This is a genomic window from Microbacterium radiodurans, assembly GCF_008710705.1.
GTDB classification, from domain to species: Bacteria; Actinomycetota; Actinomycetes; order Actinomycetales; family Microbacteriaceae; genus Microbacterium; species Microbacterium radiodurans.
This window is the reverse complement of sequence record NZ_VYRZ01000001.1, coordinates 310,421-324,971: the sequence shown is the minus strand read 5'-3', so window position 1 is coordinate 324,971 and position 14,551 is coordinate 310,421. Positions and strand designations below refer to the sequence as shown.

The window sequence follows — 14,551 nt, the reverse complement described above, 5'->3', positions numbered from 1 at the left end:
CATCCATCCGACCGTCACGCGCATCGAAAGGAACCCTCTCCGTGACACCCTCGCTGGAACTCTCCCGCACTTCCGAGCTCGACCCGCTCGCCGACGACATCGCGCCGTGGTGGCGCCAGGGTGTGGTCTACCAGATCTACCCGCGCAGCTTCTCGGATGCGAACGGCGACGGTCTCGGCGACATCCGCGGCATCACCGCCCGTGTCGGCTACCTCGCCGAGCTCGGGGTGGACGCGGTGTGGCTGAGCCCCTTCTACCCGTCCGAGCTGGCCGACGGCGGGTACGACGTCGCCGATTATCGCGACGTCGATCCGCGGCTGGGGAGCCTCGACGACTTCGACGAGATGCTGGCGGCGCTGCACGGCCGGGATATCCGGGTCGTCGTCGACATCGTGCCGAACCACACCTCCGATCGGCACGTCTGGTTCCAGGAGGCGCTCGCCGCAGGTCGCGGCTCGGCGGCTCGCGAACGGTACATCTTCCGCGAGGGGAGTGGCCCCGACGGAAGCGAGCCGCCGACCGACTGGCTCTCGCTCTTCGGCGGTTCGGCCTGGGAGCGCGCGGCCGACGGCCAGTGGTACCTGCACAACTTCGCACGCGAGCAGCCCGATCTGAACTGGGACCACCCCGACGTGCGCGCCGACTTCCTCGAGACGCTCCGATTCTGGTCGGATCGCGGTGTCGACGGGTTCCGCATCGACGTCGCGCACATGCTCTCGAAGGATCTCACCGAGCCGCTGCCCTCGCGCAGCGAGCTCGAGCTCATCCCGCGCGACGGCGATCACCCGCTCGTCGACCGCGACGACGTGCATGAGATCTACGCCGAGTGGCGCGCGCTGTTCGACTCCTACGACCCGCCGCGCACGGCCGTGGCCGAGGCCTGGGTCGAGCCCTCCCGCATCCATCTGTACGCCCGTCCCGAAAGTCTCGGGCAGGCGTTCAACTTCGATCTGCTCGAAGCGGACTTCGACGCCCGGCGGTTCCGCAGCATCATCACCGACAACCTCGCGCTCGCCGCGCAATCCGGTTCGTCGAGCACGTGGGTCCTGTCGAACCACGACGTCGTGCGTCACGCGACGCGCTACGGGCTTCCCGCGGCCGAGCCCGGGGCGGCGCCGACCCGGCACGGCGGCGACTGGCTGCTCGGAGGAGGTGACGAGTCGCAGCTCGATCGGGAGCGCGGCGCACGTCGTGCGGCTGCGGCGACGCTGTTCATCCTGGGGCTGCCCGGCTCGACCTACCTCTACCAGGGCGAGGAGCTCGGGCTCCACGAGGTGGCCGACATCGCGGCATCCGACCGGCAGGATCCGACCTTCTTCCGCACCGGCGGCGCCGAGATCGGACGGGACGGATGCCGCGTGCCGCTGCCCTGGACGTCGGGGGGGTCGTCGTTCGGCTTCGGCCCCGACGGCGCCCATCTGCCGCAGCCGGCATGGTTCGCCGAGCACGCGGTCGAGGCGCAGGACGCCGATCCGGACTCGACGTTGAACCTGTACCGGCGTGCGCTCGAGCTCCGGCACCGGCTGCAGGCGGCCGAGGGGCTCGAGTGGGTCGAGACCGGTCGCGACGACGTGCTGCGCTTCCGGCGCCCGAACGGCTGGGAGGTCGTGACCAACTTCGGCGAGCGGCCCTTCGAGCTCGCGGGCGTCGAGCCGGTCATTCGGAGCGGTGCAGCGCTCGAGGGCGCGGTCGGGGGCGAGTCGACCGTGTGGCTCGCCCCCGGCGGGGACGGCGGGGACGTGCCGGCGTGAGGTGAGCTCCGGTTCGCAGGAGATCACGCCATCGGAGGACGGTCACGCGCCGGGTCGTCCTCCGATCGGCGGGTCGCCTGCGGTGCGGCGCGGCCCTCGCCACTCCGCGACGAGTGCCCGCAGCTCGGTCTTGCGGGCCTCGTCGGCGAAGGATGCGTCGATGGAGTTCGCCGCGAGGTCGGCGAGCTCGTCGAGGGTGAAGCCCGCGGCAGCGAGTGCGGCGTAGTTGTCGGCGATGTAGCCGCCGAAGTAGGCCGGGTCGTCCGAATTGACCGTCACGACGACGCCGGCGTCGACGAGGGCGCGAATGGGATGCGACGACAGGTCGGCGACCGCGCGCAGCCGCACATTCGACAGCGGACAGACCGTCAGCGGCACGCGGCGCTCGGCGAGGTGGCGTACCAGCTCGGGCTCGTCGACCGCGCGGATGCCGTGATCCACCCGCTCGACGTCGAGCAGCCGCAGCGCTTCCCAGATGTAGGCCGGGGGCGCCTCCTCGCCGGCGTGCGCGACCCGGTGCAGGCCGAGCTCGCGCGCGCGGGCGAAGACCTCGGTGAACAGCGACGGCGGGTAGCCGACCTCGGCGGAATCGAGGCCGATCCCCAGGACCTCGCCGGCTCGCGGAGCGAGTTCCTCGATGAGCGCGGCCGCCGAGGCGACGGGCTCGTCGCGCACGATGCAGACGATGAGGCCGCCCGTGATGCCCCACCGCTCCGATGCGATGCGGAATGCTGCGAGCAGCCCGTCGAGCACGGTGTCGAGGGTGACCCCGTTCGATTCGTGCACCTGCGGATCGCAGAACATCTCGACGTGACGGATGCCGTCGGCATCCGCCCGCTCGAAGTACGCGAGGGCGAGATCGGTGAAGTCCTGCTCGGTCCGCAGCACCGCCATGCAGGAGTAGTAGAGGTCGAGGAAGGACTGCAGATCGGTGAAGTCGTAGTGACGGCGCAGGTCGGCGATGTCAGCGAAAGGCAGCCGGATGCCGCCGCGCTCGGCCAGGGCGAACGCGAGCTCCGGCTCGAGGGTGCCCTCGATGTGCAGGTGCAGTTCGGCCTTGGGCAGGCTGCGCAGGTCGGGATGCATCGGCTCGTCCTTCCGTCGGAACTCGAACCGTATCCCGCCGCCCCTCACCGGGGAGAATCGGCGGCAGCGGTCGCGGATCCTCTCAGCGCAGTTCGAGCTCGATGCCGGGATGCGCCTCGAACACCTCGACGACGAGATCGAAGTACGTCGGTCCGGTGCCCGCGATCACGGCGTCCAGCCGGCGCTGCGTCGACGCGGTGGAGAACACGTCGGGCTGCGTGAGCTTGCCGCGCAGCCACGCGGCGGTCGCATCGCGGCCGAGCACCTCGCGGCTGCGCCCGGACTCGCGCCAGACCACGCGGGGCCGGGCGTCTCCGACGAGCGCGCCGATCCCGCCGTAGAGCAGGTCGTCGAGCGCGTCGAGGCTGTCGCCGAGGGTCCAGTCCTCCTCCGCCATGAAGAGGCGGTTGAGCTCGGCGTAGAGGTCGGGGATGACGGCGATCCGACCGCCCTCGATGACGTACTCGGCCATGGGCGGCGGGCTCAGGGGACCTTGTGGCCGGCCGCCTGGATGAGTCCGTACCACTCGGCGCGCGACAGCGGGATGTCGCTGCCCGCGGCCGCATCCGCGACGCGCTGCGGGTTGGTCGTTCCCAGCACGACCTGGATCCCGGCGGGGTGCCGGGTGATCCAAGCCGTCGCGATCGCGGTCGGCGTGACCCCGTACTTCGCCGCGAGGGCGTCGAGTCGGGCGTTGAGCTCGGGATACTCCTCGGCGCCGAAGATCACCCCGTCGAAGAAGCCCTTCTGGAACGGAGACCAGGCCTGCAGGGTGATGTCGTTGATGCGCGAGTAGTCGACGATGCCGCCGCCGTCGCGCGTGAGGGCGTCGTCCTCGCCGACCATGTTCGAGGCGAGGCCCTGGGCGATGATCGTCGAGTGCGTCACCGAGAGCTGCACCTGGTTGGCCACGATCGGCTGCGTGACGGCGGTCTTCAGCAGGTCGATCTGGCGCGGGGTGTGGTTGGAGACGCCGAAGGCGCGAACCTTCCCGGAGGACTCGAGGTGGTCGAATGCGCGCGCGACCTCGTCGGGCTCGACGAGGGCGTCGGGGCGGTGGAGGAGCAGCACGTCGATGCGATCGGTGCGGAGCGCCTCGAGCGAGGCCTCGGCGGACGAGACGATGTGCTCGTAGGAGTGATCGAAGTGCCATTCCTCGGGAACGATCCCGGTCTTGGTCTGCAGCGTGATCTGATCGCGCTCCGACGTACTCAGCTGCAGCGCCTCGGCGAACCGGCGCTCGCAGCCGTGACGGCTCGATCCGTAGATGTCGGCGTGGTCGAAGAAATCGACGCCGACCTCGCGTGAGCGCTCATAGAGGGCGCGGATGTCGGCATCGGCGAGATCTTCGATGCGCATCATGCCGGCGACGACGTTGGGAACACGGATGCCGCTCGGGCCGAGGGGGACGCTGCGCATGATTCTCCGTTGAGTCGAGGGACGGGCGGCCGGAACCGGCGACCCGGTGCCGCCGCGCCTGTGCGATGTCACAAGTGACGACCGGGGTCCATTCTCTGATGAAGGATGCGGATCACGCTGACACCGTGCGGCGCTTCGGTGGAGAAGACGAGGTGACTGCCGACGCTGTATCTGCGATAGTCCGGCCGAACATCGTCCGCAGGCATCCCGCGTTCCGGGTCGTGCGCGATGCGCTCGATCGCTTCCCTGATCTCGAAGAGGTAGGACTCGGCCTGCACTCCGCCCCATCGCTGCTCGGTGTAGTCCCAGATGCTCGACAGGTCTCGCTGGGCAGCGGGGGTGAGGCGGAAGCGATTCATCGTCTCTTGGAGGCGACGAACGCGTCGAAGCTGAACTCCTCGGGCTCCCCGCTGCGTTCACCGGCAACGAGCGCAGCGCGCAGTGCGCTCATCTGTGACTCCTGATCTTCGAGGAGGCGCAGCGCCGCCCGCACGACCTCGCTCGCCGACCGGTATCGTCCCGAGGCGACCTCGCGGGAGAGGAAGCCGGCGAAGTGGTCGTCGAGGCTGATCGAGGTGTTCTGGCTCACGCCTCGAGATTACCAAGAATTGGTACTCGAATATGCCATTCGCCTTACGGTGCGACGTCGGCGTTCGCGCGCACCCTGCCCTCCAGCAGGGTGTGCGCGAGCATCGTCGACCCCGCGATCGCAGCAGGCATCGTGATCACGGCGCCGAGCGGCACGAGGAAGCACAGCTGCGTGGCGACGCCGAAGCCGAGCACGCGGGAGCGCTGCGCCCGTCGCAGCCGACGCCGCTCGCGCGCGTCGATGCCCCGGGCCGACAGTGCGCGCGTCGTCAGCTCGTCGGCGAGCAGCCAGCCCGTGAGCGTCACCGCGGTCACGGCGCCGAGAGCTCCGCCGGCGAGCGGCACGAGGCCGAGGAGCGCGGCGACCAGTGCGGCGACGAGGCCGCGCAGCACCAGGCCGACGCCGTCGCGGACCGACCGCCAGAAGCCGTAGTCCGCCTGCGGTGGGGTCGCACCGCTGACGGACTCCGCCGCGCGCCAGATGCGGTCGTAGAAGGGCTCGCCGACGATCAGGGTCAGGGCCGTGAACGACACGACCGCGAGCACGACGCCGCCGCCGAGGAGAGCCGTGCCGCTCGCGAAGCGGACGATCGACGCCCACGGCTCGCTCCAGGCGTCGGCGAAGGGCGTCACCGCGTCGACGATGCGAGTGAGGAACACCGCGAGGGTCATGAGCGCCGCCAGCAGCACCACACCGACGATGGCGGCCGGGATGAGCCCCCAGGCCATCAGACGAGGTCGCCTCGCCCAGAACCCGAAACCGCGGGCGAGCGTCGCCGCCCCGCCGAGAAAGGCGGGGAGCGCGCCAGGGGCGGGGGATGGCTGCGTCATGGGTCCATCCTGCCGGGCGCGCGAACGGGATAACCACAGATCCACCTGCTGCGCCAGGGGTTGTCGGGATTCGCACCGGCCCGCTGGAGTGATGCGATGACGAACGACACCACCGCGCAGGCCCCCGCAGCGCAGCCGGGCCTCAAGCGCGCGATCGGCACGCCGCTGCTGTTCGCCTTCATCGTCGGCGACACGCTCGGCGCCGGCATCTACACGCTCGTCGGCACGATGGCCACCGACGTCGGTGGCGTCATCTGGCTGCCGCTGCTGATCGCGCTCGTGGTCGCGCTGCTCACCGCCGGGACCTACGCCGAGCTGATCACGAAGTACCCCCACGCCGGCGGCGCAGCCCGCTACGTCGACCGGGCGTTCGGCAAGCCGTTCCTGTCGTTCCTCGTCGGCTTCCTGATGATGGCGTCGGGCATCACCACTGCCGCGGCCCTCGCGAACGCCTTCGCCGGCGACTACTTCGCCGCGCTCTTCGACATTCCGCCGATCCCCGTCGCGATCGTGTTCATCGCCGTGCTGACCCTCATCAACCTCCGGGGCGTCCGCGAGTCGCTCGCGACCAACTTCGTCGCCTCGATCATCGAGGTCACCGGTCTCGTGATCGTCATCTTCGTGGCCGCCATGGTCTTCGCCGGCGGCGGCGGCGAGCCAGCCCGCATCTTCGAGTTCGCCCCGGACGTCCCGCCGCTGCAGGGCGCGTTCGCGGCATCCATCGTCGCCTTCTTCTCGTTCCTCGGATTCGAGGCCGCCGCGAACATGGCGGAGGAGGTCAAGGATCCCTCGAAGTCGTACCCCCGCGCACTGTTCGGGGCCATCTCGACCGCTGCCGTCGTGTACCTGCTCATCGCGCTCGGCGCCGTCATCGTGGTCCCGCCCGCCGAGCTCGCCGAGTCGACCGGGCCGCTGCTCGATGTCGTGACCGCGAGCGGCGTCGCCATCCCGCCGTGGCTGTTCAGCCTGATCGCCCTGGTGGCGATCGCCAACGGCGCGCTCCTGTTCATGGTCATGGCGAGCCGCGTCGGCTACGGCCTGGCCGAATCGGGCCTCCTGCCCCACGCGTTCGGCCGCGTCCTGACGAAGCGCCGCACGCCCTGGGTCTCGATCCTCGTCGTCGCCGGCGCGACGATGCTGCTGACCGTCGTGGGTGACATCGGCACGCTCGCCGAGACGACCGTACTCCTGCTGCTGCTCGTCTTCCTCTCCGCCAACGTCAGCGTGCTGGTGCTGAAGAAGGACAAGGTCGACCACAAGCACTTCTCGGTGCCCCGTGTCGTTCCGGTGCTGGCGATCATCGCGAGCGTCGTGCTGCTCACCCAGCAGACCGGTCCGGTCTGGCTCGGTACGGCGGGCTACATCGTGGTGGGGACGGTGCTCTTCTTCATCGCCCGCGCCGGGCGCAAGCGCGGCGACCGCAAGGTCGCCGCGGCGGAGGACGCAACGCCGTAGCGGTCGGCGTCGGCCCGGGATCTCGGGCACTCTGGTGGTGTGAGGGACATCGTCGCGGGCGCCGAGCGCCACCAGATCGTCCTCTACCTCGCCGCGATCACCGTCGGCGCGACAGCGGGACTGATCGTTCCCGCACTCGGGGCGGCGGTCGAGCCCGCCGCCACGCCGATCCTCGGTGTACTGCTGTACGTCACCTTCCTCGGGGTGCCGTTCCGATCGCTCGCACGGGCTGCTCGGGACCTGCGGTTCCTGATCGCCGTCCTCGGCGTCAACTTCGTCGCCGTGCCGCTGCTCGCCTTCGCGCTCAGCCGGTTCGTCGCCGGTGACCCCGTCCTGCTGGTCGGGGTGCTGCTCGTGCTGCTCACTCCGTGCGTCGACTACGTCATCGTCTTCGCCGGGCTCGCCGGCGGTGCCCGCGAGCGACTGCTCGCCGCCACCCCGCTCCTCATGCTCGTCCAGCTCCTCCTGCTGCCCGGCTACCTCTGGCTCATGGCGGGTGGCGACACCGTCGCCGCGATCGATCCCGCCCCTTTCGCCCAGGCGTTCGTGTTGCTGATCGTCGTGCCGCTGATGCTCGCCGCACTGACGCAGGCACTCGCTCGCCGCCACCCGAGAGCGGCGGAGTTCTCCGCGGGGGCTCTTGCGGCGATGGTGCCGATCATGGTCATCACCCTCGCCGTCGTGGTCGCCTCGCAGATCGCGGCAGTCAGCGGCGCACTCGGATCACTTCTCGCTGTCATGCCACTGTTCGCGGTGTTCGCGCCGGTCGCCGCACTCCTCGGCGCGGCCGGCGCCCGTCTCGCGCGGCTGGACGTGCCGGGACGCCGAGCGGTCGTATTCAGCGCGGCGACGCGGAACTCGCTCGTCGTGCTGCCGTTGGCGCTGGCCCTGCCGGCATCCTTCGCCCTCGTCCCCCTCGTCGTCGTGACGCAGACCCTCGTCGAGCTCGTCGCGATGGTGCTGATGGTCGCGGTCGTGCCGCGTGCGGTGCGTCAGCGCGAGAACCCCCCGCCCTATCAGATCGAGGCGTGAGCGGCCAGGCCGGGCGCGGTGGCGACGGCCTCGGGGACGATCGCAGGATGAGCGAACAGGACGACGACGCGACGCGGCGCGATTTCCGCGAGGCGGTCAACATGAGCCCGGCCGAGCTCGAGAAGTGGCTCGACACCGACGAGTCGGCCGAGGTCGGGCAGAAGGACGGCGGCGGCGAGTCGACCGGTCACGCGTCCGGGCGCCGCATCGTCGAGCTGCTGCGGACGAAGAAGGACGACCTGACCGATTCGGACGTCGCGCACATGCGCAAAGTTGTCGGCTACGTCCGTCGGCACCTGGCGCAGCGGCCCTCGGGCGATATCGCCGAGACGCCCTGGCGGTACTCGCTCATGAACTGGGGCCACGACCCCGCGAAGTGAGCCGGGCGCGAGAGGATAGGCGAGTGAACGCTGCGACGCCCGGTCTGACCGAGATGCCCGAACCGACCTATGTGCTCGGCGGCGAGGACGGCCACCGCATCGCGACCTACTCGTGGGGAGACGACGCCCTGCCGACCGTGGTCGTCGTTCACGGCTTCGCCTCGAACACGAAGGACAACTGGGTCTCGACCGGGTGGGTCCGCGATCTGCTGCGCGGAGGATTCCGCGTGCTCGGCATCGACCAGCGCGGTCACGGCGCGAGCGACAAGCCCCATCGGGGGCGCGACTACGACCTGAGCCAGCTCGCCGGCGACGTGGAGGTCGTGCTCGACACCTATCTCGTCGACACCGCGCACTATGTGGGCTACTCCCTCGGCGCCCGCGTGGGCTGGGAGGTGCTGCAGGACTTCTCGGATCGCATCACCCGCGGTGTGCTCGGTGGTGTGCCCGACGGCATCCCGCTCGCGCGACTCGACATCGAACAGGTGCGCGCCCTCGTGACCGACGGCACGCCCGTGACCGATCCGGTCACGCAGAACTACATCGCCCTCACCGAGCGGGTACCCGGAAACGACGTGCGGGCGCTGCTGGCGATCGCCGAGGGCCTGCGCGGGTCGGGACGCGTCGACCCCGACCCCGCGCACGCCCCGTCACAGCCGGTGCTGTTCGCGACCGGGTCGCTCGACGCGATCATCGAGGGCTCGCGTGCGCTCGCCGCCGCGAGCCCGCACGGCCGGTTCGTCGAGATCCCCGACCGGCATCACTTCAACGCCCCGGGGTCGCGCGTCTTCCGGCAGGCCGCGATCGAGTTCCTCACCGATCAGGACGACTGAGCGCGGTAGGCGTCGCCGAGCCAGCGGTCGTACGCCGCCCACGGATCGGATGCCGCGGCCTGCAGCCCCGCGATGTGCGCCGTGACCGGATCGGCCAGCGTGAACCACTCGCCGCCCTCGCGGAGCGCCGCGAACTCGCGGTGCCGGCGCTGCTCGAGCTCGCGCCCGCCGAGCTCGAACGCCAGCAGCTCGTCGTGCCGGATGGCGGCGAGCCGCTGCCGGGGTCGAGCGCTGGTGCCGATCTTCACGCGCCTGTCGAATCGGAGGTAGTAGACGACCCCGACGACGGGGCGCGGCAGGTCGGGGTCGGGAGCGTCGCCCAGCTGCCAGCCGCAGCGGGCGCACGACCAGGTCGTCGCGCCGCGTCGCCGCTCGCGCACTCCGACGGTTCCGCCGCACACGCGGCAGGCTTCGGGCATCGGATCGGGCACCGCACCAGGATGCCGCGCACCCCCGACATGCCGCCCGGAGGCAGAAGCCCGGCTGGAGTCTCATGGAGACCCCAGCCGGACGGTTGCTGTAGCGAGAGCCCGAGGGCGCTCTTGGAATCCCCAAAGAACCAAGGGCGGGGTGCGGGCTAACCAGCTCCCCAGTGTGGTTCTGCAGCGAGCCGACTCTACGCCCCCGAGCGTCCGGCATGTCCCCCTTTCGGTGGACATCCTCGACGTGCTATGAGCTCGAGCGGGATGCCGCCTCCCGCCGTGCGAGGGAGGTGCGGAGTGAGCGCAGCAGCAGGAGCAGGCCGCCGAGACCGACGATGCTGCCGATGAACGGGTAAGCCGGAACCGATTCGGTCAGGAGCGGCCCGGCATCGGCGGTGCCGAGGATGATGCCCGCGATGACGAGCGTGGCTCCGATGATGGTCGTCGTGAAGCGTCCGGTGAGCGATTCGATCCAGGTGCGCTCGGCCGGTGTCTCGAACGCACGCAGTCGCAGTGACAGCTCGCCGGATTCGAGGTCGCGGATGATCCGGTCGGCGCGCCGCGGGAGCTCCCTCAGCCTCTCGGCACCGAGCTGCAGCTGCACCTGCGCGCTCAGCGCCGCGCTGCGGGGATCGTTCATGCGCCAGGCGATGTGCGGCGCCCGCTCGAGCGCGCGTTTGATCATGTCGTACTCGGGGATGAGACGCTTCAGGCTCCCCTCGAGCGACCCGAGCGTGCGGAAGACCAGGAGCAGGCCCGGCGGCAGCGCGAGGCGGTGGTGGCGCAGCACGTCGATGAGGGCCGCGAAGAGGTGCTGCTCGGCGGTGGAGTTGCGCAGTCGTGTGAGGATGACGCCGATGTCGTGCTGCAGTGCCGCCGCGTCGATCTCCCGGCCCGCCGGCGTCTTCACGAGCATCAGCACGGCATCCGTCGCGCCCGCGTCGTCTTCGTTCTGGAGGGCGACGAGGAAGGGGACGAGCAGGCGGCGGAGGCTCTTCTCGACGATGCCGACTGATCCGAAGTCGATGAGGGTCACCGTCCCGTCGGCCCCGAGGATGAGATTTCCCGGGTGCAGATCGGCGTGGAACACGCCGCGCACGGCGATCTGCTCGATCACGGCGTCGAGAACTCCGTCGGCGATGCGCGTCGCGTCTTCGGGCGCGAGGCTCTCGCCCGCAGCGGTCGGAAGCTTGCTGAAGGGCACGCCGCGCACGTGCTCCATGACGATCAGCTGCTCGGTGCAGAGCTCCGGGTACGCGGTCGGGATGCGCACCGCGGCACCGTCGATCGCCCGAGTCGCGTCGTGGAGCATCTGCATGTTGCCGAGTTCGATGCGGTAGTCGAGCTCCTCGCGCAGCGCCTGCGCGAACTGCGCCGCGAGGGAGGCCGCGCCGACGTCCTTGCCCCACGACGTGCGTCGCTCGAGGTCGCCGGCGACCCGCTCGATGATGTCGAGGTCGGTCGCCACTTCGGCACGGGCCTTCGGTCGCTGGATCTTGAGCACCACCTCGGTGCCGTCTCGGAGTTGAGCCGTGTGGACCTGGCCGACGGATGCCGCGGCCAGCGGCACCTCGTCGACGCGCGCGAACACCTCGGTCAGCGGTGCATGCAGCTGCGTCTCGATGGCCGTCCGCGCCTCGGTCCACGGAATGGGGGTGGTGTCCATCTGCAGCGCCGAGAGGGCGCCGGTGATCTCGGTCGGCAGCAGATCGCTCCGGGTCGAGAGGATCTGGCCGATCTTGACGAAGGTCACGCCCGCGTCGTCGAGGGTCGCGGCGAGGGCTTTCGGGAGCTCGGAGCGGACGGACTCGCCCCGCATCCCGCCGAGACCATGACGTGAGGCGATCGCGACGATGCGGGCGTAGCGCACGGCACGGCGCCGGCGATGGAGAGCGCCGCGCACGGCGTTGATCGGCCCGATGGGCGGGCGGGCCGGCCACATCAGCTCGAGCGTGATCAGCACGATCAGGACGAAGGCGAACATCCAGGCGACGATGAGGAGCACGAACCCGACCGTCACGGCCTGATCCGCGACGATCCGATCGTCGCGGATCACGTCCGCCTGGATGAGCGCCCAGCGTCCCATCGGGGCGAAGACGAAGAACACCGCCAGCGAGGCGACGACGCCCCGCAGCCATCCGACGCGGGCTTCCAGAGCCCGCTGGGCGATCCATGTCGCGACGACGGCGAAGACCGCCGCCACGATCGCGACGAGCAGCCATTCCGGCATCCGCTACCCCCGTGTCGTCCTCCGTCCGAGGCTAGGGCACGGCCGCGGCATCCCGATAGGACGGATGGGTATCAGAAGGGTGGCGGGGGTTCGGGTGGGGGCCGCTCGGTGACGAACTCGGGGGTGAAGCAGACCGAGGGGACAGGGAGGTCTTCCCGGTAGATGCGGCCGGTGGGTGAGTTCCATTGGATGATGCCGGCGCCGAGTTGGAGGACGAGCCAGTCGGTGAACTGCTTCATCGAGTGGTGCCGTTGGCACAGGTTGCACAGGTTCGACTCGCACGTCGGCCCACCCAGGGCGTGGTCGATGGAATGGTCGAGTTCGCAGCGGATCGCGGGCAGGTGGCATCCCGGCCACCGGCAATGTCGGTCCCGGGCCTGCAGCATCCTTCGCAGCGCAGCCGGTGGCCGGTACTGATCGACACGCGTCACGGTCTTGGTCGTGACATCCAGGTGAACCCGGTCCCACAGGACCGCATCCCCCGCCAGAGTTCGCGCGGTATCGGCGTCGATCAGGCCGGCGCCGACGAGATCGGCGGCACGGTCGTCCTTCCCTGCGAGGGTCTCGGCGGTGACGACGAGCTGCACCCGCGCCCGGATCGCGCCGAGCGAGGTCTTCCCGTCCACCCCGTGGGTGGGGTCCACCGACGGGCCGCCGGCCAAGCCGAGGTCGCAGAGGATGTCGGCCTTGACCTGCTGCCGGGTGCGGATGTCGGGCTCGTGCTCTTCCCCCGAGGCACGCGCCTCGGCAGCGGCTTCCTTCGCGGCGTCGATAGTCACGGTCGTCATCTGGTTGAGCCGATCATCGATCGCGAACAACAAGGTCGTCGCACGCCGCAGAGTGAGCTCGGACATCCCGTCACCGAGATCCCGCAGGAACACGCCCCGGTCCGCGACCGCGGCCTTGTGCCGTTCCCCGAAGGTGCGGGCGGTGAAGTGCTGCGCGAGCGCCTCCAACGCACCCTGCACCCGGACGGGCACATCCCGTTCCGCGACAGCGATGGCCGCTTCCTGCCACTCCTCCTGGTTCTCACGCGGAATGTTCCGACCGAGCTTGACGATGTCATCGACATGCCGCGCCGTCAGCCGGCCCGCTTCCCACGCGGCGAGCACCAACGGGTTCCCGTCGACGATCTCCAACGCCCGGCCGATCTCGTTCTGGATCCGACGATCCCCGCACCGCGCGATCGCGGCGAACTCCGCCGCCACAGCCCGCAGATGCATATCCGTCTCACAACCCAGCAGCCCGTTCCGACTCGACATGGACAGAGCCTCACGGCCGAGCGTGGCGAGGATCCGCAGCTGCGGATCCTCGGCGGCATCCTTCGCCCGGAGCGCCGACTCCACGAGCTCGAGCGCGGCGCGGATCCGCGCCCACGACTCCTCGTCGCTCCCCGATCGCTTCGTCCCCATGAACGATATTGTGCCATGCGGCACCGACACGAGTATAGAATATGGGTACTACTGGTGGACAACTGGTCGCCTTCCCGTGCCGTGGAGGAAGACCCGGTGCGATGCTCAGACGGTGACGACGATCTTGCCGCGCGTGTGTCCCTCTTCGAGACGGGCGTACGCCGCGGCCGCGCGATCGAGCTCGAATGTCTCGGCGATCTCGACGCGCAGCGCGCCGTCGGCGGCGAGGCGGGCGAGCTCGGCCAGCTGACCGGCGTCGGGGCGTACCCAGAGATAGTGGCCGCCGAACTCCGAAGCGGCACGCGGGTCGGCGATCGAGACGACCGTGCCGTCGTCCTGGAGGAGGTCAGGGGTGGAATCGAGCGAGTCGCCGCCGGCGAAGTCGAGGATCACGTCGACCCCGTCCGGGGCGAGTTCGCGGACCCGATCGGCGAGACCGTCGCCGTAGACCACGGGCTCGGCGCCGAGCTCGCGCAGGTAGTCGTGGTTGCGCTCCGACGCGGTGCCGATCACGCGAGCGCCCCGCAGGCGAGCGAGCTGCACACCGAACGAGCCGACGCCGCCGGCCGCGCCGTGGATCAGCACAGTCGAGCCGTTGCCGAGCCCGGACCGCTCGATCGACTGCAGGGCGGTGAGCCCGGTCAGCGGCAGCGCGGCCGCAGCCGTGAAGTCGAGACCGTCGGGCTTGCGGGTGGCCGTGCGCACCGGTACCGGCATGTACTCGGCGACCGATCCGCCGTGCACGACATCGGCGCGCGCGTACGCGAGCACCGGGTCGCCGACCGAGAACTCGGGGGTGTCGACGCCCACCTTCTCGACGACGCCGGCCACGTCCCATCCGGGCACCGCCGGCAGCGTGACGTCGATGAGCCCCTGCAGGTAGCCGCCGCGAACCTTGTAGTCGACGGGGTTCAGCCCCGCTGCCACGACGCGGACCACGAGGGTGTCGGGGCCGATGTGCGGCATGTCGCGCTCGGTGATCTCGAACCGCTCGTTGCCGCCGAATCCGCTGTAGGTGAGAGCCTTCATGTCCGAGGACAACGGTTGCACCCCGCCCGGGATTCCCGGCGGCGGTCCGCTCGCGGCCAACGTCCGAGCACCACGCGTAGAAT

Annotated in this window: 15 protein-coding genes; 5 read left to right on the top strand and 10 right to left on the bottom strand. The window is 70.2% G+C overall.

Annotated elements, in window-relative coordinates; translation table 11 throughout:
• Window positions 1–41: 41 nt before the first annotated feature.
• Window positions 42–1,751, top strand: coding sequence for a glycoside hydrolase family 13 protein (locus F6B42_RS01590; RefSeq protein ID WP_150417848.1), 1,710 nt, complete (start codon window positions 42–44; stop codon window positions 1,749–1,751).
• A gap of 42 nt (window positions 1,752–1,793) precedes the next feature.
• Here F6B42_RS01590 and F6B42_RS01585 read toward each other — a convergent pair whose 3' ends face one another.
• The 6 genes from F6B42_RS01585 to F6B42_RS01560 all read right to left on the bottom strand — a co-directional run bounded on the left by F6B42_RS01585 (window position 1,794) and on the right by F6B42_RS01560 (window position 5,675).
• A complete protein-coding gene (locus F6B42_RS01585; RefSeq protein ID WP_150417847.1) occupies window positions 1,794–2,837 on the bottom strand; it encodes an adenosine deaminase in 1,044 nt (347 codons plus the stop codon).
• 82 nt (window positions 2,838–2,919) lie between these two features.
• Window positions 2,920–3,309, bottom strand: coding sequence for a ribonuclease inhibitor (locus tag F6B42_RS01580; RefSeq protein ID WP_150417846.1), 390 nt, complete (start codon window positions 3,307–3,309; stop codon window positions 2,920–2,922).
• 11 nt (window positions 3,310–3,320) lie between these two features.
• Window positions 3,321–4,256, bottom strand: coding sequence for an aldo/keto reductase (locus F6B42_RS01575; protein ID WP_150417844.1), 936 nt, complete (start codon window positions 4,254–4,256; stop codon window positions 3,321–3,323).
• Between the two features lie 68 nt (window positions 4,257–4,324).
• A complete protein-coding gene (locus F6B42_RS01570) occupies window positions 4,325–4,615 on the bottom strand; it encodes a type II toxin-antitoxin system RelE/ParE family toxin (RefSeq protein ID WP_150417843.1) in 291 nt (96 codons plus the stop codon).
• Entirely contained in the window at window positions 4,612–4,845 is a 234-nt protein-coding gene (locus F6B42_RS01565) for a type II toxin-antitoxin system ParD family antitoxin (RefSeq protein ID WP_150417841.1), read from the bottom strand. Before F6B42_RS01565 ends, F6B42_RS01570 begins: the two co-directional genes overlap by 4 nt.
• A 44-nt stretch (window positions 4,846–4,889) precedes the next feature.
• Window positions 4,890–5,675, bottom strand: a complete 786-nt coding sequence (locus tag F6B42_RS01560; protein ID WP_150417839.1) for an EI24 domain-containing protein — start codon at window positions 5,673–5,675, stop codon at window positions 4,890–4,892.
• A gap of 96 nt (window positions 5,676–5,771) precedes the next feature.
• Between F6B42_RS01560 and F6B42_RS01555 the strand changes: the two genes are divergently transcribed.
• Genes F6B42_RS01555 through F6B42_RS01540 form a run of 4 tightly spaced genes read left to right on the top strand, consistent with a single transcriptional unit; the run spans window position 5,772 to window position 9,375 of the window.
• Window positions 5,772–7,130 (top strand): APC family permease, encoded by a 1,359-nt coding sequence (locus tag F6B42_RS01555; RefSeq protein WP_150417838.1) that lies wholly within the window; start codon window positions 5,772–5,774, stop codon window positions 7,128–7,130.
• Between the two features lie 39 nt (window positions 7,131–7,169).
• Entirely contained in the window at window positions 7,170–8,162 is a 993-nt protein-coding gene (locus F6B42_RS01550; protein ID WP_150417837.1) for an arsenic resistance protein, read from the top strand.
• Between the two features lie 47 nt (window positions 8,163–8,209).
• On the top strand, window positions 8,210–8,542 hold the full coding sequence (locus tag F6B42_RS01545; RefSeq protein WP_150417835.1) for a DUF3140 domain-containing protein: 333 nt from the start codon (window positions 8,210–8,212) through the stop codon (window positions 8,540–8,542).
• Window positions 8,543–8,595: 53 nt separating this feature from the next.
• On the top strand, window positions 8,596–9,375 hold the full coding sequence (locus F6B42_RS01540; RefSeq protein WP_150418618.1) for an alpha/beta fold hydrolase: 780 nt from the start codon (window positions 8,596–8,598) through the stop codon (window positions 9,373–9,375).
• Here the strand turns inward: F6B42_RS01540 and F6B42_RS01535 are convergent.
• The 4 genes from F6B42_RS01535 to F6B42_RS01520 form a co-directional block, all read right to left on the bottom strand.
• On the bottom strand, window positions 9,363–9,806 hold the full coding sequence (locus F6B42_RS01535) for a GIY-YIG nuclease family protein (RefSeq protein WP_223878285.1): 444 nt from the start codon (window positions 9,804–9,806) through the stop codon (window positions 9,363–9,365). The two genes, F6B42_RS01540 and F6B42_RS01535, sit on opposite strands and share 13 nt — an antisense overlap.
• A gap of 238 nt (window positions 9,807–10,044) precedes the next feature.
• Complete coding sequence (locus F6B42_RS01530; RefSeq protein WP_150417833.1) at window positions 10,045–12,027, bottom strand: ABC1 kinase family protein; 1,983 nt, start codon at window positions 12,025–12,027, stop codon at window positions 10,045–10,047.
• A 71-nt stretch (window positions 12,028–12,098) separates the two neighbouring features.
• Window positions 12,099–13,439 carry an HNH endonuclease gene (locus tag F6B42_RS01525; RefSeq protein ID WP_223878284.1) on the bottom strand — a complete coding sequence of 447 codons (1,341 nt, stop codon included), beginning with the start codon at window positions 13,437–13,439 and terminating at the stop codon, window positions 12,099–12,101.
• Window positions 13,440–13,544: 105 nt separating this feature from the next.
• Entirely contained in the window at window positions 13,545–14,468 is a 924-nt protein-coding gene (locus F6B42_RS01520; RefSeq protein WP_150417831.1) for an NADP-dependent oxidoreductase, read from the bottom strand.
• Between the last annotated feature and the right edge of the window lie 83 nt (window positions 14,469–14,551).

Bases quoted from the DNA above. Each gene is read 5' to 3' on its own strand.
- F6B42_RS01585 (WP_150417847.1), bottom strand. From the start codon at position 2,837: ATGCATCCCGACCTGCGCAGCCTGCCCAAGGCCGAACTGCACCTGCAC.
- F6B42_RS01580 (WP_150417846.1), bottom strand. From the start codon at position 3,309: ATGGCCGAGTACGTCATCGAGGGCGGTCGGATCGCCGTCATCCCCGAC.
- F6B42_RS01575 (WP_150417844.1), bottom strand. From the start codon at position 4,256: ATGCGCAGCGTCCCCCTCGGCCCGAGCGGCATCCGTGTTCCCAACGTC.
- F6B42_RS01570 (WP_150417843.1), bottom strand. From the start codon at position 4,615: ATGAATCGCTTCCGCCTCACCCCCGCTGCCCAGCGAGACCTGTCGAGC.
- F6B42_RS01560 (WP_150417839.1), bottom strand. From the start codon at position 5,675: ATGACGCAGCCATCCCCCGCCCCTGGCGCGCTCCCCGCCTTTCTCGGC.
- F6B42_RS01555 (WP_150417838.1), top strand. From the start codon at position 5,772: ATGACGAACGACACCACCGCGCAGGCCCCCGCAGCGCAGCCGGGCCTC.
- F6B42_RS01545 (WP_150417835.1), top strand. From the start codon at position 8,210: ATGAGCGAACAGGACGACGACGCGACGCGGCGCGATTTCCGCGAGGCG.
- F6B42_RS01540 (WP_150418618.1), top strand. From the start codon at position 8,596: ATGCCCGAACCGACCTATGTGCTCGGCGGCGAGGACGGCCACCGCATC.
- F6B42_RS01530 (WP_150417833.1), bottom strand. From the start codon at position 12,027: ATGCCGGAATGGCTGCTCGTCGCGATCGTGGCGGCGGTCTTCGCCGTC.
- F6B42_RS01525 (WP_223878284.1), bottom strand. From the start codon at position 13,439: ATGGGGACGAAGCGATCGGGGAGCGACGAGGAGTCGTGGGCGCGGATC.
- F6B42_RS01520 (WP_150417831.1), bottom strand. From the start codon at position 14,468: ATGAAGGCTCTCACCTACAGCGGATTCGGCGGCAACGAGCGGTTCGAG.